At 70.1% G+C, this 17,087-nt stretch carries 16 protein-coding genes and 1 tRNA gene; 3 read left to right on the forward strand and 14 right to left on the reverse strand.

What is annotated here, in order from left to right:
* Positions 1-95: 95 nt before the first annotated feature.
* From HDA30_RS04900 to HDA30_RS04965, 14 genes are all read right to left on the reverse strand, one after another.
* On the reverse strand, positions 96-698 hold the full coding sequence (locus HDA30_RS04900) for a MerR family transcriptional regulator (RefSeq protein ID WP_158496087.1): 603 nt from the start codon (positions 696-698) through the stop codon (positions 96-98).
* A 240-nt stretch (positions 699-938) separates the two neighbouring features.
* Entirely contained in the window at positions 939-1,430 is a 492-nt protein-coding gene (locus tag HDA30_RS04905) for a bifunctional nuclease family protein (protein ID WP_158496088.1), read from the reverse strand.
* Positions 1,427-2,218, reverse strand: coding sequence for a transcriptional regulator FtsR (gene ftsR / locus HDA30_RS04910; RefSeq protein ID WP_343059299.1), 792 nt, complete (start codon positions 2,216-2,218; stop codon positions 1,427-1,429). Before ftsR ends, HDA30_RS04905 begins: the two co-directional genes overlap by 4 nt.
* Positions 2,219-2,293: 75 nt before the next feature.
* Positions 2,294-2,734: an FHA domain-containing protein gene (locus HDA30_RS04915; RefSeq protein ID WP_158496090.1), complete on the reverse strand. Its 441-nt coding sequence runs from the start codon at positions 2,732-2,734 to the stop codon at positions 2,294-2,296.
* A 56-nt stretch (positions 2,735-2,790) separates the two neighbouring features.
* Complete coding sequence (gene gcvH, locus HDA30_RS04920) at positions 2,791-3,177, reverse strand: glycine cleavage system protein GcvH (protein ID WP_158496091.1); 387 nt, start codon at positions 3,175-3,177, stop codon at positions 2,791-2,793.
* A 184-nt stretch (positions 3,178-3,361) separates the two neighbouring features.
* On the reverse strand, positions 3,362-4,780 hold the full coding sequence (locus HDA30_RS04925) for a peptide MFS transporter (protein ID WP_158496196.1): 1,419 nt from the start codon (positions 4,778-4,780) through the stop codon (positions 3,362-3,364).
* A 207-nt stretch (positions 4,781-4,987) separates the two neighbouring features.
* Positions 4,988-5,064, reverse strand: a tRNA-Pro gene (locus HDA30_RS04930).
* A 74-nt stretch (positions 5,065-5,138) separates the two neighbouring features.
* On the reverse strand, positions 5,139-6,683 hold the full coding sequence (gene der / locus HDA30_RS04935; RefSeq protein WP_158496092.1) for a ribosome biogenesis GTPase Der: 1,545 nt from the start codon (positions 6,681-6,683) through the stop codon (positions 5,139-5,141).
* Complete coding sequence (gene cmk / locus HDA30_RS04940) at positions 6,680-7,474, reverse strand: (d)CMP kinase (protein ID WP_184241256.1); 795 nt, start codon at positions 7,472-7,474, stop codon at positions 6,680-6,682. The genes der and cmk overlap by 4 nt, the downstream gene beginning before the upstream one ends.
* 1 nt (position 7,475) lies before the next feature.
* Complete coding sequence (locus HDA30_RS04945; protein ID WP_343059300.1) at positions 7,476-8,633, reverse strand: prephenate dehydrogenase; 1,158 nt, start codon at positions 8,631-8,633, stop codon at positions 7,476-7,478.
* Positions 8,630-9,619 carry a pseudouridine synthase gene (locus HDA30_RS04950; RefSeq protein ID WP_158496094.1) on the reverse strand — a complete coding sequence of 330 codons (990 nt, stop codon included), beginning with the start codon at positions 9,617-9,619 and terminating at the stop codon, positions 8,630-8,632. Before HDA30_RS04950 ends, HDA30_RS04945 begins: the two co-directional genes overlap by 4 nt.
* 195 nt (positions 9,620-9,814) lie before the next feature.
* Positions 9,815-10,675: a ParA family protein gene (locus HDA30_RS04955; RefSeq protein WP_158496198.1), complete on the reverse strand. Its 861-nt coding sequence runs from the start codon at positions 10,673-10,675 to the stop codon at positions 9,815-9,817.
* A 194-nt stretch (positions 10,676-10,869) separates the two neighbouring features.
* Entirely contained in the window at positions 10,870-11,520 is a 651-nt protein-coding gene (locus HDA30_RS04960) for a hypothetical protein (protein WP_184241257.1), read from the reverse strand.
* Positions 11,521-11,839: 319 nt separating this feature from the next.
* Positions 11,840-13,813: an AMP-binding protein gene (locus tag HDA30_RS04965; protein WP_158496095.1), complete on the reverse strand. Its 1,974-nt coding sequence runs from the start codon at positions 13,811-13,813 to the stop codon at positions 11,840-11,842.
* Positions 13,814-13,933: 120 nt separating this feature from the next.
* Here HDA30_RS04965 and HDA30_RS04970 point away from each other — a divergent pair, with 120 nt between their 5' ends.
* The 3 genes from HDA30_RS04970 to prpB are packed head-to-tail and all read left to right on the forward strand — an operon-like array spanning position 13,934 to position 17,084.
* Positions 13,934-14,623, forward strand: a complete 690-nt coding sequence (locus HDA30_RS04970; protein WP_158496096.1) for a GntR family transcriptional regulator — start codon at positions 13,934-13,936, stop codon at positions 14,621-14,623.
* Positions 14,620-16,146, forward strand: coding sequence for an MmgE/PrpD family protein (locus tag HDA30_RS04975; protein WP_184241258.1), 1,527 nt, complete (start codon positions 14,620-14,622; stop codon positions 16,144-16,146). Before HDA30_RS04970 ends, HDA30_RS04975 begins: the two co-directional genes overlap by 4 nt.
* Positions 16,146-17,084, forward strand: a complete 939-nt coding sequence (prpB, locus tag HDA30_RS04980; protein WP_184241259.1) for a methylisocitrate lyase — start codon at positions 16,146-16,148, stop codon at positions 17,082-17,084. Before HDA30_RS04975 ends, prpB begins: the two co-directional genes overlap by 1 nt.
* Positions 17,085-17,087: the final 3 nt, after the last annotated feature.

Raw genomic sequence — 17,087 nt, forward strand, 5'->3', positions numbered from 1 at the left:
TTGCCCTCGTTCCCGGCCAGGACACGACGACGCCCCGCCACAGACATGACGGGGCACACATGAATGCGGTCCGGGCCGCTCGCGGACTCGGACGGTCAGGACGCGGTCTGCTGCGCCTTCGCGCGCCGCCGCCGGGACAGCTCGTCGTCCGGTTGAGCGCCCTCGACCGCCGCCGCGAGGGACTCGCTGGGCAGTTCGGCCAGCGTGCCCTCGACTTCGCGCCAGACGCGCCCCACGGCGATGCCGAACACGCCCTGCCCGCCCTGGACCAGGTCGATGACCTCGTCCGCGGACATGCACTCGTACACCGACGCGCCGTCGGACATGAGCGTGATCTGGGCCAGGTCGTCCACGCCGCGCTGCCGCAGCTGCCCGACAGCCGCGCGGATCTGCTGAAGCGAGACGCCGGTGTCCAGCAGCCGTTTGACGACCTTGAGCACCAGGATGTCGCGGAAGGAGTACAGACGCTGGGAGCCGGAACCGGCGGCGCCGCGCACCGTCGGCACCACCAGCTCGGTGCGCGCCCAGTAGTCCAGCTGACGGTAGGTGATGCCGGCGGCCTTGCACGCGGTCGGTCCGCGGTAGCCGGCCTGCTCGTCGAGCTGCGGCATGTCGTCGGTGAAGAGCACGCCCTGCTGGGCGCGCGGGGCGGGTGTGCCGACCGCTGTGGGCCGACCAGAACCTGCATGGGGTGTCACGAATGAGCCCTCCTGGTCGTGGTCCCGCGGGGTGACTGGCAAGCGGGCTGCTCGTCGGGATCGCCGGTGACCGTGGCGAGAGTCCGACGGGCGCCCGCAGGGAAGTGTGCGGCACCTGTGCGAGTCACGGTACGGTGGCCGACTCCCCTGATCAATCACCGCCGCGCAGGGATATCGGCGTGTCGGAGGCGGAGCGTGCACGGCATGCGCGTCGTCGCTCGTGCCGCGCGGTCGAGCCATTCAGGCGAAGTCATCCGGATCGACGTCGTCGATGAACCGCCGAAAGGTGTCCAGATCGTCGGCCTCGGCCTCGGCGACCGGCACACCGGACTCTGCGACGAGACGCGGTTCGGCCAGCACCGGCGCCTGCGCCCGCAGCGCGACGGCGATGGCGTCGGAGGCCCTCGCATCGAGAGAACGGCCCCCGGTCAGCTCCAGCCGGGCATGCACGGCATCGTCCCGGATATGGGTGAGCCAGGCCGCCTCCACCCGCGCGCCGAGCGCTTCGACGGCGTCCACGAGCAGGTCGTGCGTCAGCGGCCGCGGAGGCCGCTGTCCATCCAGGACCAGCGCGACCGCGGTCGCCTCGGGCACACCGACCCACACCGGGACGACGACATCACCGCTCGGGGTGAGCAGCAGCAGGGCGTAGTTCTGGGTCGGCAGATCGACGCGCACCCCGAGCACGGTCAGCGGCACAGCCGCCTCGTCGGTCGTCGGCTCCCGACTCATAAGGACCGCCCATGCCTGGTCTGACGACGCGGAGTTCGCGCCTGCTCGGCGTTCGCGATCGCTTCGGTGCGCGGATCGTGCTCCGGCTGCGCCGAGGTGCGGCACCGGAACGGCGTGAGCGCCTCCGCCAGCAGCGCCGAGTGCAGCTGCACGCAGGCCTGTTCCAGGGTCGCGGCGGTCTCGTCCAGGCGGGCCCGAGTGCCGGCGTCACGGCGCGAGCTCATCGGCACCAGGACCCGCTCGAGCAGGCCCATCTCCCGGTCCGCGGCAGCCCGGAAGGGCCGCAGGTGCCGGGGGTCGAGGCCGTGGTCGGCCAGCGTTCGGGCCGCTCGCACCACGGCGAGGCCGTGCGCGGAATACCCGTCCGCCTCGGGCGCGGGCAGCAGCCCGTAGCGCTGCAGCTCATCGATCAGGGCCTCGTCGACTTCCGCCAGGCGGGCGATCTCGGCCCGGCTGTACCGCTGCGGGGCGCCGGTCACGCCGAGGGGCAGACCGTCGGCGTCGAGCTGTGCACCCGGCACGGGGACGCCGAGCACGTCGCTGGGACGCTCTCCACGGTCGATGGCCTCCAGGTGCTCGCGGATCCGCTTGAGCGGCAGGAAGCGCTCACGCTGCAGGGTGAGCACGAAACGCAGCCGTTCGACGTCCGCTGCGGTGTAGGTCCGGTATCCGGCGGACGTGCGGCCGGGCCGGATGAGTCCCTTCGCCTCGAAGAACCGCAGCTTCGAGGCGGCCAGGCCCGGGAACTGCCCCGCCAGCTCGTCGAGGACCTGCCCGATGGTCAGCACGGACGACGACGCCCCCGTGTCTGTCTGGGGGCGTCGTGTCCTCGGCGGTCGGGAGGCGTCCTGCATCCGGGCAGATCAGGCCTGGCCCGCCGCGTGGTACGTCATGCGGAACTTGCCGATCTGCACCTGCATCCCGGTGCGCAGCAGCACGGCCTCGATGCGGTCCCGGTTCACGAACGTGCCGTTCAGCGAGTTCGAGTCGACGAGCTCGTACCCCTCGGGGCGACGACGGAACTGGGCGTGCCGGCGGGAGACCGTGACGTCGTCGAGGAAGACGTCCGCCTCCGGGTGGCGTCCCACCGTGACGACGTCCTGGTCCAACAGGAATCGGGCACCGCCCTCGGGTCCGTCATGCGAGACCAGCAGAGCCGAGTCCGCAGGCAAGGCCTGCACCGCCTCCCGATGCTCGGGCGTGAGAGCGTGCTCGGAGACGGGCGCGAGGTCCGCGAGGCTGATGCTCGATGTCGTGGGCTGCGGCTCGGGCCGCCCCTGCGACGCTGCGTGATCGTGGGTCATGGTTGCTCCTGCGTGCCAGGGCGGGTCGGACCCGCCGCGATGATGGGTGAGTCAGGTCAGCCGACCTGAGCGCGATACCCCTCGGCGTCCAGCAGCGAGTCGAGGACGGACGCGTCGCTCAGACGCACCTCGAAGAGCCAGCCGCCCTCGTAGGGCGCCGAGTTCACGAGGCCGGGCTCGTCGTCGAGGTCGTCGTTGACAGCGGTGATCTCTCCGGAGACGGGGGCGAAGACGTCGGAGACCGACTTGGTCGACTCGACCTCCCCGATGGCGTTGCCCGCCTGGATCTCGGAACCGACCTCGGGCAGGTCGACGTAGACGACGTCGCCGAGAGCGTCCTGCGCGAAGTCGGTGATGCCCACGCGCACGACGGAGGCGTCGTCGGTGGTCTGGATCCACTCGTGCTCGGCGGAGTACTTCAGGTTCTCGGGGATGGTGCTCATCGGTGCGCCTTTCCTGTCAGGGAGACAGCGGATGCCGCTGGGCGGACCGCTGCCGGTGGAATCGTCTGCGTCACAGCCTAACCGACGCGCGCCCGGCTGGCGCGGCCGATCGGGGCCGGGAACGAGGACGCCCCCGACCGACACGATCGGGGGCGTCGCTGCGGTGACCGGCGGTGTGGCCGGCTCAGATCACGCCGCGCATGGCCCGGGCCACGGGCTTCTTGATCGCGAGCATCAGCAGGCCAATGGCGATCGTGGCCACGCCGATCACGCCGAAGTAGGTGGCCTCCGTCTCGGTGGAGTAGAACGAGGCGAGGCTGCCAGCCAGTGCGGTGCCGATGGCCACGGACAGGTTGTACAGGGCCACCATCAGCACGGGGAAGGCCGCCGGGGCCAGCTTCGTGGACAGCGACAGCCCGACCGGAGAGACCAGCAGCTCGCCGGTCGTGGCGAGGAAGAGGATCAGCGTCAGCCACAACAGCGGCACGGCGGTCACGTCGGCCTGCGGGATGAACAGCAGGAACGCGATGCCGATCGCGATGATGCCCAGACCGAACTTCGTCGGGGTCACCGGTTGGCGCCGGCCCAGCTTCGTCCACAGCGCGGCGAACACGGGGGCGAAGAGGATGATGAAGATGGGGTTGATCGAGTTGACCCACTCCATCGGCATCTGCCAGCCGAACAGGTCACGGTTCAGCCGAGTCTCCGAGTACAGGGCGATCACGGTGAACTGCTGCTGGAACAGCGCGAAGAACACGACGGTGCCGACGAACAGCGGGATGAAGGCCCACACGCGGCTGCGCTCCTCAGCGTCGACCTTGGGCGAGCGCAGCAGCACGGCGAAGATCGCGATCGCGGCGACGGCGGCGAAGACGGCGACGCAGTTCGACGCGTTCTCTAGCGTGACGACGCCCGCCACCATCAGCGCGGCCATCAGACCGAGGATCGCGAGGACTGCGAGGACGACCACACCGATCCGGCCGCGGGGCAGCGGATCCGGCACGCGGTGCACGAGCTTGGGGAGGTTCTTACGCGTCAGCGCGTACTGGATCAGGCCGATGGCCATGCCCGCGGCGGCGAGGCCGAAGCCGACGTGGAACCCCCAGCTGTCGCGCGCCCAGCCGGTGAGCAGCGGGCCGAAGAGGGCGCCGATGTTGACGCCCATGTAGAACAGGGAGAAGCCGGCGTCGCGACGCGTGTCCTCGCGGGCGTACAGCGAACCCACGATGTTGGCCGCGTTGGCCTTGAGGCCGCCGGAGCCCACCGCGACGAGGATCAGACCGAGAGCCAGTCCGAAGCCGCCGGGCACCAGGGCCAGGGCGATGTGGCCGAGCATGATCAGCACGGCGCTGTAGAACATGGCCCGTTCGGAGCCGATGAGCCGGTCAGCGATCCAGCCGCCGGCGATGCAGAAGATGTAGACGGCGCCGCCGTAGGCGCCAACGATGCCGGTCGCCAGGGACTCGTCCATGCCGAGGCCACCGCGGGTGACCTCCCAGCTCATGTAGAACACGAGCATGGCCTGCATGCCGTAGAAGGAGAAGCGCTCCCAGAGTTCAACGGAGAAGATGTTCGCCAGCGGCATCGGCTGGCCGAAGAACATCTTTCCGGACGGATTGTGCGAGTCGGCGCCGGGGGCCTGCGTGTCCCCCGGAGCGGATGAAGTATGCGAGTTCACCGGAGGTACTTTCCTCTAGTCGCACACATGATGCAAGTCACCCGGAGGAGCCGCCGTCCGTCGGCAGGGACTGCCCGGACATGGAAAAGCCACGGTCCGAGACGTTGCGGGCACGTCTCGGACCGTGGCACGTGGTCGGGCTAGCGGGATTTGAACCCACGACCTCTTGACCCCCAGTCAAGCGCGCTACCAAACTGCGCCATAGCCCGTGGCGCTCCGGTCACGCCGGAACGGCACCAGAACACCATACAGCATTCCGGGCCGTTCCCGCGCATCGCGGGCGTCAGCGGCGACGTCCCCGCTTCTCGCGCACGCGCATGCCGATCTCGATCGGGGTGCCCTCGAATCCGAAGGTCTCGCGCAGGCGCCGGGTGATGAACCGGCGGTAGCCCGGGTCCAGGAACCCGGTGGTGAACAGGACGAACTTGGGCGGGCGCGAGGAGGCCTGCGTCGCGAACAGGATGCGCGGCTGCTTGCCGCCGCGCACCGGGTGCGGGTGCGCCGCGACGAGCTCGCCCAGGAAGGCGTTGAGCTTGCCGGTCGGGATACGCGTCTCCCACGAGTCGATCGCCGTTTCGAGCGCCGGGACCAGTCGGTCCTTGTGCCAGCCCGTCTTCGCAGAGATGTTCACGCGCGGCGCCCAGGCGACGTGGGCCAGGTCCCGGTCGATCTCCTTCTCGAGGCTGTGCCGACGGTCCTCGTCGACCTCGTCCCACTTGTTGTAGGCGAGCACGAGGGCACGGCCCGAGTCCAGGGCCATCTGAACGATGCGGACATCCTGCTCGCTGATGACCTGGGGCGCCTCGAGCAGCACGACGGCCACCTCGGCGCGGTCCAGGGCCGCGGCGGTGCGCAGCGAGGCGTAGTAGTCGGAGCCGTGCGCCATGTGCTGACGGCGGCGGATGCCGGCGGTGTCCACGAACCGCCACAGCTGGCCGCCGAGCTCAACGAGTTCGTCCACGGGGTCACGCGTCGTGCCGGCCAGATCGTCCACGACGACGCGGTCCGATCCGGCCAGACGGTTCAGCAGGGAGGACTTGCCGACGTTCGGTCGTCCCACGAGCGCGATGCGGCGTGGGCCGCCGCGCGGCATGAGACCGCCGTGCGCCGACTCCTGCGGCAGTTCCTCGAGCACGGCATCGAGCAGGTCGCCCACGCCGCGGCCGTGCACGGCGGACACCGGATACGGATAGCCGAAGCCGAGCGACCACAGCTGGGCGGCCTCGGCCTCCTGCATCAGGTCGTCCACCTTGTTCGCTGCGACGATCACCGGCCGGTCCTTGCGGCGTAGCATCGAGACGACGGCCTCGTCGGTCGCGGTCATGCCGACGGTGGCGTCGACGACGAGCAGCACGGCGTCGGCGACGTCCACGGCGAGCTCCGCCTGCTCGGCGACGCGCGCGTGGATGCCCTTGGCGTCGTGCTCCCAGCCGCCGGTGTCCACGACGGTGAACGCGCGAGCGTTCCACTCCGCGTCGTAGGAGACGCGGTCGCGGGTCACGCCCGGCACGTCCTCCACAACGGCCTCGCGGCGGCCGATGATGCGGTTGACCAGGGTTGACTTGCCGACGTTCGGCCGTCCGACGATCGCCAGCACGGGCGGGACGGGCGCGTCGGGCAGATCGGCGTCCTCGTCGTCCCAGCCGGTCAGCAGGGCGGCGTCGTCCTCGTCGAGCTCGTAGTCGTCGAGACCGGCGCGCAGGGAGGCGGCGCGCTGGGCGGCCTCCTCGTCGGTGATCTCGGCGAGGCGCTGCTCGACGCGGTCCTCACCGCTGGGGACATACTCCTCGACCTGCTCGGGCAGGCCGCTGTTCTCGTTCTCGGTCATCGTCCGGGTCCTTCCACGGCCGAGTCGACGGCCTGCTCGTTCACTGCGGCCATCACGGCCTGCACGGTCTGCTCGAAGTCGAGCTCGCTCGAGTCGACGAGGGCGACGCCCTCGGCCGGGGCCTCGAAGCGGGAGACCGCGGCGTCGGCGCGGTCGCGCCCCCCGACCTGCGCCGTGAGCGTTGCGGCGTCCACGCCGGTGGCGCCGGCGGCCGTCAGCTGACCGGAGCGCCGGGCCATGCGGACCTCTTCGCTCGCGGTCAGCAGCACGCGGGCGTCGGCGTCGGGGGCCACGACGGTTGTGATGTCCCGGCCCTCGGCGACGATGCGGCCGGCCTCATCGATCTCGCGGCGCTGGCGCTCACGCAGCAGCTCACGCACGGGGATCACGGCGGCCACCGCCGAGACGACTCCGGTCACCGCGGGGGTCCGAATCGCGTCGGTGACCTCGTGCTCGCCCACGACGACGCGCTCGAGGTCCGGGTCCGTGGAAAGAGACAGAACCATGGACGCCGCGGCGGCGTGCACGGCGTCCGCGTCGTCCAGATCGACCCCCTCGTGCACACAGTGCCAGGCCAGCGCCCGGTACATCGCCCCGGTGTCCAGATAGCCGGCACCCAGCCTGCGCGCCAGCTCCTTGGCGACGGAGGACTTTCCCGAGCCGGAGGGGCCGTCGATCGCGATGACGAGCCGCCCGGACGCCCGGGGCGCGACGTCCACGGGCTCGCCCGTCACGTCGACCGGGGTCTCGGCCGCACGCCCGGCGTCCGGGCTCTCGAACTTCTCGGTCATCTCAGACCACCTTCCATCCACGTCTCGTCAGGGCCTCGGCGAGCTCATCGCGCCGGGCCGGCAGCACGGAGATCTCCAGCATGCCCACCTCGTGGCCCGAGGCATGGTCCATGCGCAGATCCTCCACGTTCACTCCAGCCTCCCCCACATCAGCCAGTACGCCCGCCAGCTGGCCCGGGGTGTCGTCCACAACCACGGTGACGACGCAGAACGCCTGGGGCGCGGCGCCGTGCTTGCCGGGGATGCGGGCGTGGCCGGCGTTGCCCTCGGCGATCAGCCGGGCCATACCCCAGCGGGCCCCCTCCGCGTCGGGGTCCTCGAGCGTCACGATGAGCCGGTCGAGATCCTGGCGCACCGCGTGCAGCGTCTCGAGCACAGCGGCGGCGTTGCTCGAGAGGATCTGGGTCCACAGCTGCGGGTCCGACGCGGCGATCCGGGTGGTGTCCCGCAGGCCGTTACCCGCCAGTTCGAGGCTCGTCGCCGACGCGCCCTGCATGCGCGCGGCCACCAGGGACGCGGCCACCTGCGGCAGGTGGGAGACCAGGGCGACCGCGTCATCGTGCTCGGCGGCGGGCATCAGACGCACGGTCGCCCCGCATGCCTCGGCCAGCCCGCGTGCCGCGGCCACCGCATCGGGGTGAGTCGACTCCTCCGCGCACACCACCCACGGGGCGGCGAGGAACAGGGTGCCGCGCGCCGCCACGGGGCCGGAACGCTCCCGACCGGCCATCGGGTGGGTGCCCACGTAACGGGACACATCCGTTGCGCTCAGCTCCCCCGCGTCCTGACGTCGCCGCAGCTGGGCGGCGACCGCGGTCTTCACCGACGCCACATCGAGCACGAGGGCGTCCGGCCAGCGCCGCAGCGAGTCCGTGACGACGTCCGCCGTCACGTCCGGAGGGCAGGAGACAACGACGAGACCGGGAGCCAGACCGGCGTCCGTGACCTCGGCGGGGTCCAGCGCGACGGGGACCCCGGCACCGATGTCGCGGGCGACGGCGAGGGCTGACGGCGACGGGTCGTGCAGGAGAACCTCACGTCCCGCTGTCCGCAGGGCGAGCCCGATGGAGGCGCCCAGCAGGCCGGTCCCGCGCACGAGCACCGGGCCCGGCAGTCCGGCGGGGTCGCCGGACGCCAGGTCCAGGGACTCAGAGGTCACAGCCCCACCATGGACTTGAGCGTGCCGAGCTCCTGGGCGTTCATCACGCGCACGCTGCCCTGTTTCTGGTCACCCAGCAGCACGGGGCCGATCTTGACGCGCACGAGCCGCTCGACGGGATGGCCCACGGCGGAGAACATGCGGCGCACGATGCGATTCTTGCCCGAGTGCAGCACGACTTCGACGAGGACGTGACCCGGTGTGGAGTCCACCAGCTTGAAGGAGTCGACCTTCGCGACGCCGTCGTCGAGCTCAACGCCCGCGCGCATCTGGTTCGACACGCCCTTGGGCAGGGGACCCTTGATCTGGACGAGATAGGTCTTGGGCACCTCGTACGAGGGGTGTAGCAGGCGGTTGGCCAGCTCCCCGTCGTTGGTGAGGATCAGCAGCCCCTCGGTCTCGTTGTCGAGCCGACCCACGTGGAACAGGTGCTCCTGGCCGGACTTGAGGTAGCTGGCGATCGAGGGCCGACCGTCCGGGTCCACCATCGTCGAAATGACGCCGCGCGGTTTGTTGAAGACCATGTACTGCTTGGTCACGTCCGTCTGCACGGAGATCCCGTCGACGCGGATCACGGAGCGCTTCGGATCCACACGCACGCCGGGCTCGGCGACGATCATCCCGTCCACCTCGACACGCCCTTCGGCGATGAGGTCTTCGCAGACACGTCGGGAGGCCACGCCCGCAGCAGCGAGAACCTTCTGCAGCCGTTCGCCGTCCTCATGGTGGACCGCGTCGAGGTTCGCGGCCTTCGCGCGAGCCGCGCCGGCGCCTTTGCCCCGGCGCTGCCGACGCGGTGCGGGCGCGTCGTAGTCGTCGAACTCACGGCTGACCCGGCTCTGGTCCTGCCCTGTGCGACGGCCACCGGCGCCGCGGCGGCTCTGGGCGGCACCGGGCTGGCGCTGGAAATCACGCTCCTGGAACGGCCCGCCTCGTTTACCGACGGCGGGGGTTCGTCCGGAGCCTCGCGGCTTGCGGGAAGTCATGGAGAGTGTCCTTTCACAGATGCGATCGAGCGCGTCCGGACAGCTGCCGGACGCGCTCGTCCCATTCTCGCAGACGCATGGTCGCAGGTCACCGTGTCGGTGGGCACGCGGCCCACGGCGGAGGGCCTGGCAGGGAACGTCAGTAGTCGATGTGTTCCCACGCCGACGGCTCCGCTGAGCTTGGCCGTCGTCGACTCACGGCGCCCCGCCGCGGCAGATCAGCTCGCGGGCGAGCTGCTGGTACGCCTTGGCGCCCTCGTGGTTGCGGGCGAATGCGGTGATCGGCGCGGCCGCCACCGTGGCGTCGGCGAACTTGATTGAGCGCTTGATCACTGTTTCGAACACCTTGTCCCCGAAACCAGAGACGAGCGAGCCGACGACCTCCTTGGAGTGCAGGGTGCGCTGGTCGAACATCGTGGCGAGCACGCCGTCGATCTCCAGCTCCGGGTTGAGCCGGTCCTGGACCTTCTCGATGGTCTCGACCAGCAGGGCGACGGCCCGCAGGGCGAAGAACTCGGCGGTCAGCGGAATGATCACGCCGTGCGAGGCCGTCAGCGCGTTGACGGTGAGCAGGCCGAGCGAGGGCTGGCAGTCGATCAGCACGACGTCGTAGTCGTCACGCACCTGCCGCAGGGCGCGTTCCAACACCTGCTCGCGGGCGACCTCATTGACGAGCTGCACCTCGGCGGCCGAGAGGTCGATGTTCGCCGGCAGCAAGTCCATGTTCTCAACGTTCGTCGGCAGGATCGCGTCGCGGGCGGTCGTCTTGCGTTCCATGAGCACGTTGTAGACCGTGACGTCGAGTTCGTGCGGGCTCGTGCCCAGCCCCGCGGACAGCGCACCCTGCGGGTCGAAGTCCACCATCAGCACGCGGCGGCCGTATCCGGCGAGCGCGGCGCCGAGGTTGATCGTGGAGGTGGTCTTCCCGACCCCGCCCTTCTGGTTCACCATCGAGATGATCCGGGCGGGGCCGTGGCCGTCCAGCGGCGGTGGCTCAGGGAAGTCGTGCTTGGGCCGGCCCGTGGGCCCCAGCACCGGCTCGCCCTTGATGGTCATCACGGGGATGGGCTCGTACGAGGTCACGGTGTGCCGGCTCCTCTGTTGGTTCGGGAAAGGGTCGCTCTCGGCCCCGGGACGCCGGGGCATGTCGGATCTACCCTAGACCCTCCGCCGGTCCCGTCACGGCGGACCGGGCCGCTCCCGGCGAGGTGCCGCCGGGCTCGGGCCCGTCCACGCCGGATCGCGCCGGTTCAGGACGTGTAGAAGCCGGTGTCCTTCACGAGGTCGCCCTCGGTCGTCGGAACCGTCAGGACATAGCGGCCGAGGCGACCGTAGGCGTCCAGGAACGCCTGGGTGATCTGATACGAGTCGGCGAAGCAGTCCGAGTAGAAGCTCATCGCCGCGCCGGCAGCCGACATGTCGAGGGTGATGCCCCCCTGGCCGTCGGAGAGCATGAACATGCGGGCTTCCTCGAGGGACAGCGTCGTCTGGTACTCGTACATTCGATAGGCCGCGAAGGTGCCGGAGAACGGCTGCACCGGCGGGGTTGAGGTGCGCACCGGCACGCTCCACGCGCCCGAGTCGTTCCGTCCCGGGTACCAGTCGCGGATGTTGTCGTCCCATTCCGGGTGCTCCGGCCGCCAGAAGGTGAGGGTGATCGGGCCCGTGAGCTGCTCCGCGGTCAGGTTGGTGACGCTGATCCACGACTCGCGCGTGCAGGACCCCTGGTCCGAGGTGATCACATCGTCCGTGCCGTACATCTGAAATCGCGTGCGCCACGGGTAGTCGCTCGTGGGAGCACCGCAGGCGCCCTGGGTTCCGCGCATGTCGGGGACAGAGCAGGTCGACGTGTAGGGGTCGGCGACGCCACGCCCGGAGAACCAGAGCTGAGAGGAGAGCACGGGCGGTTCGGTCGGGGTCGGGACGGAACCGGCGAGAGCAGGGGCGGCCGCGGCCGCGGCAACCGCAGGGGCGGCCCAAGCGACGCCGGCGGCGACTCGACGGCGACTGATGGTGCGATGAACGGTGGACTCGCTGACGTGCATGGGAGGGACGGCCTTCCTTGTCGAGGTTCGCGACACATCCGAGGGATGCGGTCGCGACGGCGGCCCGGATACCTGGAACACTCGTATCGAAACACTATGCACACAGTATTCGCTCAGGCAATTGAAAAATCATGAGCCACTATGAGTCACAGTCAGAAAACAGTATAAACACGGATCATGATTCTGCGCCGACGCTTCCATGGCGCACGCTCGCCCCGATCCGCGCCCTCAGCGACTCGAGCGCGGCGGCATCCTCGATCGTCGAGGGCACCGTCACCTCGTCGCCGTCGGCCATCTGACGCATGGTTTTGCGCAGGATCTTGCCGGAGCGGGTCTTCGGCAGCGCCTCGACGATGACGACGTCCTTGAAGTCCGCCACCGGGCCGACGGTCTTCCGCACGATCAGCCGCAGCTCGTCGAGCAGGGCCGACTCGTCCTCACCTCCCACGGCGGGTGCGGCCTGGTCGGACGTGAGCACGACGTAGCCGGCGGGACGCTGGCCCTTCATCTCGTCAGAGACTCCGATCACCGCACACTCCGCCACACGGGGATGCGCGGCCAGGGCGGCCTCGAGCGTGCCGGTGGACAGACGATGCCCGGAGACGTTGATGACGTCGTCCGTGCGCCCGAGCACGAACACGTAGCCGTCCTCGTCGATCAGGCCGGAGTCGCCCGTGGCGTAGTGGCCCTCGAACGCCGAGAGGTAGGAGTCGATGTAGCGCTGGTCGTCGCCCCACAGCGTCGTCAGGGCCCCCGGGGGCAGCGGGAGCCGGACGGCGATGTTGCCCTCCTCCCCCGCGGGCACGGGCTCACCCGTGCCGTCGAGCACGACGACCTCGTAACCGGGCGACGGCACGCAGCTGGATCCCGTCTTCACCGGCAGTGGCTCAAGGCCCACGGGGTTGGCCGCGATGGCCCAGCCGGTCTCGGTCTGCCACCAGTGGTCGATGACGTCCATGCCGAGGAGGGATTCGGCCCACTTCTGCGTCTCGGGCTCGAGGCGCTCGCCAGCGGCGTAGAAGTGCTTCAAGCACGAGAGGTCATGGCCCCGCATGAGCTCGCCGTCCGGGTCGGCCTTGCGGATCGCGCGCAGCGCGGTCGGCGCCGTGAAGAACGAGCGCACCCCGTGTTCGGCGACGAGCCGCCAGAACGCTCCCGCATCGGGGGTTCCGACGGGCTTGCCCTCGTAGAGGACGGTCGTGGCGCCGGCCAGCAGGGGCCCGTAGACGATGTACGAGTGCCCGACCACCCAGCCGACGTCGGAGGCCGTGCACATGACCTGCCCCGGGCCGACGTCGTAGATGTTCTCCATGGTCCACGTCAACGCGACGGCGTGGCCTCCGTTGTCCCGCACGACTCCCTTGGGCCTGCCCGTCGTGCCGGAGGTATAGAGCACGTACAGCGGATCGGTCGCGGACACGTCCACGCACCCGGCCGGCTCAGCGGCCTCGACGGTCTCGGCCCAGTCGACCCAGTCCGCGCTGCCGCGATCGGCCACGTCGGCCAGCGCACTCTCGAACCCCTCGCGGTGGTGCACGAACACGGTGCGCACCGGGTGCTCGGCCGTCTCGAGGGCCTCGGCGACGGCAGGCAGGTACTCCACGCGACGCTTGGGCTCGATCCCACCGCTGGCGGTGAGGACGACGTCGGGTGTGGCGTCGTCGATGCGGGCGGCCAGCTCCTTCGGGGCGAAGCCGCCGAAGACGACCGAGTGGACGGCGCCGAGCCGGGCGCACGCGAGCATCGCGATCGGCGCCTGCGGGATCATCGGCAGGTAGATCAGCACCCGGTCGCCCTTGCCCACACCGGCACCCGCGAGGGCCCCGGCGAGCGCGGCGACCTCGGCAGTGAGCTCGTCATAGGTGTAGCCCGTGACGGTCCCGGTGACGGCGGAGTCGTGAATCAGGGCGAGCCGATCGCCGCGGCCGGCCACCACATGGCGGTCGAGGCAGTTGTGCGCCGTGTTCAGCACTCCGTCGGGGAACCAACGGTACAGCGGCGCATCGGAGTCGTCGACGGCCCGGGTCGGTGCGACGGACCAGTCGACGGCCCGGGCGGCGTCGAGCCAGAAGCGGTCTCGGTCCTGGAGGGAGGCGCGGTGGGCCTCGACGTAGGAGGTGGAGGCGTCGGTGCGGGATGTCGTGTCCATGACCCTAAAATAGTGTTCCAGCTCACCAACAGCAAGGGATATGTATACATTCGATGCTCCAATGAGCCGAAGACTCCTTGGGGGCGGCACCCCTCGCCGACCTGTGTATACACTGGTGGCATGCGTGCAAGTGATCGGGCCTACACGAGCCTCAAAGCCGAGATCCTCGACTGGACTCTGCTCCCGGGCACCGTCCTGGGCGAGGTGGAGCAGGCCGAGCGCCTCGGCACCTCCCGCACGCCCGTGCGCGAGGCCCTCTCTCGGCTGGTCGCCGACGGCCTGGCCGAGCAGAACGCCGGCCGCGGCGTCGTGGTCGCGGACCTCTCCCTCGAGCAGGCCGACCAGCTGTTCGACCTGCGCATCGCCCTCGAGTCGCTGCTCGCCCGCCGCGCCGCCGAGCGGGCTACGGCCGAGGACGCCAGTCGGCTCGGCGACCTGGCGACGCGCTTCGCCGAGGCCGCGACCCCGCTGGGCGAGGGCGCTGACCCGCACGAGTACTACGAGCTGACCTCGACGCTGGACGCGAGCCTCGACGCGGCGGCGGACAACCCGTACCTCGTCTCGACACTGCGCACCCTGCGCCTGCACCTGGCGCGACTTCGGCGCCTCGCCGCGAACGACCGACGCCGGCTGGCGGCCTCGGCCCTCGAGCACGCCGACATCGCGCAGGCCGTGGCCGACGGGGCGGCCGAGCTGGCCGAGGCCACGACGCGCGTCCACCTGCACCACGCGTTCCACCATCTGACCCGGCACACCACCGACGCCGGCGGCGCCGCGCTGCTGAGCCCGACCGAAGGAGAGTCCGCATGAAGAACCACCACGTCCGCGTCCACCGCTCGGAGGAGAACCTCGAGCGCAAGGACCAGCTCGCCTGGAAGCTCGCCGAGGTCGCCGTCGACGAGGTCGAGGTGCTGCCCGAGGTCGAGGAGATGATCATCAACCGGATCATCGACAACGCCGCCGTCGCCGTCGCCTCCCTCACGCGCGAGCCCATCGTGGCCGCCCGCGCCCAGGCCCTGAGCCACCCGGTCTCTCGCCACGGCTCCGGCGCCACCGTGTTCGGCATCGCCGAGAAGGTCTCCCCCGAATGGGCGGCCTGGGCCAACGGCGTGGCGGTGCGCGAGCTGGACTACCACGACACCTTCCTGGCCGCCGAGTACTCCCACCCCGGCGACAACATCCCGCCGATCCTCGCGGTCGCCCAGCACGCAGGCCGCTCCGGCCGGGACCTGATCCGCGGCATCGCCACCGGCTACGAGGTGCAGGTCGACCTCGTGAAGTCGATCTGCCTGCACAAACACAAGATCGACCACGTCGCCCACATCGGCCCGTCCGCGTCCGCGGGCATCGGCACCCTGCTCGGCCTGGATACCGAGACCGTGTTCCAGGCCATCGGTCAGGGTCTGCACACCACGACGGCGACCCGCCAGTCCCGCAAGGGCGAGATCTCCACGTGGAAGGCTCACGCCCCCGCGTTCGCCGGGAAGATGGCGGTCGAGGCCGCCGACCGCGCGATGCGCGGCCAGACCTCCCCCGTGCCGATCTACGAGGGCGAGGACGGCGTGATCGCTTGGATGCTCGACGGCAAGGACGCCCGCTACGAGGTGCCGCTGCCCGAGAAGGGCGAGGCCAAGCGCGGCATCCTGGACACCTACACGAAGGAGCACTCCGCCGAGTACCAGGCTCAGGCCTGGATCGACCTGGCCCGCAAGCTCCACACCGAGCACCCCGAGACCACGGACCCGGCCAACGTGGAGAAGGTCCTCATCAAGACCTCCCACCACACCCACTACGTGATCGGCTCCGGCGCGAACGACCCGCAGAAGTATGACCCCACGGCCTCCCGCGAGACCCTCGACCACTCGATCCCGTACATCTTCACCGTCGCCCTGCAGGACGGCACCTGGCACCACGTGGACTCCTACGCCCCCGAGCGGGCCGGCCGCGAGGACACCGTTGCCCTGTGGCACAAGGTGACCACCGTGGAGGACCCGGAGTGGACCCGCCGATACCACTCCAACGACCTCACCCAGAAGGCCTTCGGCGGCGCCGTCGAGATCACCCTGACGGACGGCACCGTGATCACCGACGAGATCGCCGTGGCCGACGCCCACCCGCTCGGGGCGCGCCCGTTCGCCCGCGAGCAGTACATCGCCAAGTTCCGCACGCTCGCCGAGGGCATCGTGACCCCGCAGGAGCAGGACCGTTTCCTGGACGCCGTCCAGCGCCTGGCAGAGCTCGGCCCAGGCGAGCTGGACCAGCTCAACGTGGTCGCCGACCAGTCCGTCCTCTCCCCGGCCGACCTCGAGAACGCACCGAAGGGACTGTTCTGATGCTGTACTCGACGCTCACCCCCGAACAGAAGCGCGCGAACCTGCGCGAGCTGCTGCAGCCCGGCGCGGCGGTGCCGTTCCCCGGAGCGTTCACCCCGCTCAGCGCGAAGATCATCCAGGACAAGGGATTCTCCGGCGTCTACATCTCAGGCGGCGTCCTGGCCAATGAGCTCGGCCTGCCCGACGTCGGGCTGACCACCCTGACGGAAGTCGCCCAGCGCGGCGGACAGATCGCCCGACTGACGGACCTGCCATGCCTGCTCGACGCGGACACAGGATTCGGTGAACCCATGAACGTGGCCCGCACGGTGCAGGAACTCGAGAACGCCGGACTGGCCGGCTGCCACATCGAGGACCAGTTCAATCCGAAACGCTGCGGCCACCTCGACGGCAAGAACATGGTGGACCTTGAGACCGCCGTCAAGCGCATCCGGGCCGCTGTCGACGCCCGCCGGGACCGGAACTTCCTGATCATGGCCCGCACCGACCTGCGTGCCGTCGAGGGCCTGGACGCGGCGATCGCCCGCATGAAGGCGCTCGTCGAGGCCGGCGCGGACGCGATCTTCCCCGAGGCCCTCAAGGACCTCGGCGAGTTCGAGACCGTCTGCCGCGAACTGAAGCCACTCGGGGTACCGGTGCTGGCGAATATGACCGAGTTCGGCAAGTCCGAGCTGTTCACGCGCGAGCAGCTGGCTGCCGCCGGGATCGCCATGGTCATATACCCGGTCACGCTGCAGCGCGCCGCCATGGGCGCCATCGAGCGCGTCCTCGACACGATCGATGCCGAAGGCAGCCAGCAGAGCCAGGTCGAGCACATGCAGACCCGCGCGCGTCTCTACGAGGTCGTGGACTACGAGGGCTACAACCGCTTCGACACCGGCATCTTCAACTTCGACGTGCCGACCGAGGACGTCGCATCCAATCACGCCAACCTGTGACGG

The sequence above is a fragment of the Micrococcus cohnii genome (assembly GCF_014205175.1).
GTDB classification, from domain to species: Bacteria; Actinomycetota; Actinomycetes; order Actinomycetales; family Micrococcaceae; genus Micrococcus; species Micrococcus cohnii.

Excerpts from the sequence above, each read along its gene's own strand:
- HDA30_RS04915 (WP_158496090.1), bottom strand. The coding sequence starts at position 2,734 with ATGACCCACGATCACGCAGCGTCGCAGGGGCGGCCCGAGCCGCAGCCC.
- HDA30_RS04975 (WP_184241258.1), top strand. The coding sequence starts at position 14,620 with ATGAAGAACCACCACGTCCGCGTCCACCGCTCGGAGGAGAACCTCGAG.
- der (WP_158496092.1), bottom strand. The coding sequence starts at position 6,683 with ATGACCGAGAACGAGAACAGCGGCCTGCCCGAGCAGGTCGAGGAGTAT.
- HDA30_RS04965 (WP_158496095.1), bottom strand. The coding sequence starts at position 13,813 with ATGGACACGACATCCCGCACCGACGCCTCCACCTCCTACGTCGAGGCC.
- HDA30_RS04925 (WP_158496196.1), bottom strand. The coding sequence starts at position 4,780 with ATGTTCTTCGGCCAGCCGATGCCGCTGGCGAACATCTTCTCCGTTGAA.
- HDA30_RS04950 (WP_158496094.1), bottom strand. The coding sequence starts at position 9,619 with ATGACTTCCCGCAAGCCGCGAGGCTCCGGACGAACCCCCGCCGTCGGT.
- gcvH (WP_158496091.1), bottom strand. The coding sequence starts at position 3,177 with ATGAGCACCATCCCCGAGAACCTGAAGTACTCCGCCGAGCACGAGTGG.
- HDA30_RS04955 (WP_158496198.1), bottom strand. The coding sequence starts at position 10,675 with ATGACCATCAAGGGCGAGCCGGTGCTGGGGCCCACGGGCCGGCCCAAG.
- prpB (WP_184241259.1), top strand. The coding sequence starts at position 16,146 with ATGCTGTACTCGACGCTCACCCCCGAACAGAAGCGCGCGAACCTGCGC.
- HDA30_RS04970 (WP_158496096.1), top strand. The coding sequence starts at position 13,934 with ATGCGTGCAAGTGATCGGGCCTACACGAGCCTCAAAGCCGAGATCCTC.
- HDA30_RS04905 (WP_158496088.1), bottom strand. The coding sequence starts at position 1,430 with ATGAGTCGGGAGCCGACGACCGACGAGGCGGCTGTGCCGCTGACCGTG.
- cmk (WP_184241256.1), bottom strand. The coding sequence starts at position 7,474 with ATGACCGAGAAGTTCGAGAGCCCGGACGCCGGGCGTGCGGCCGAGACC.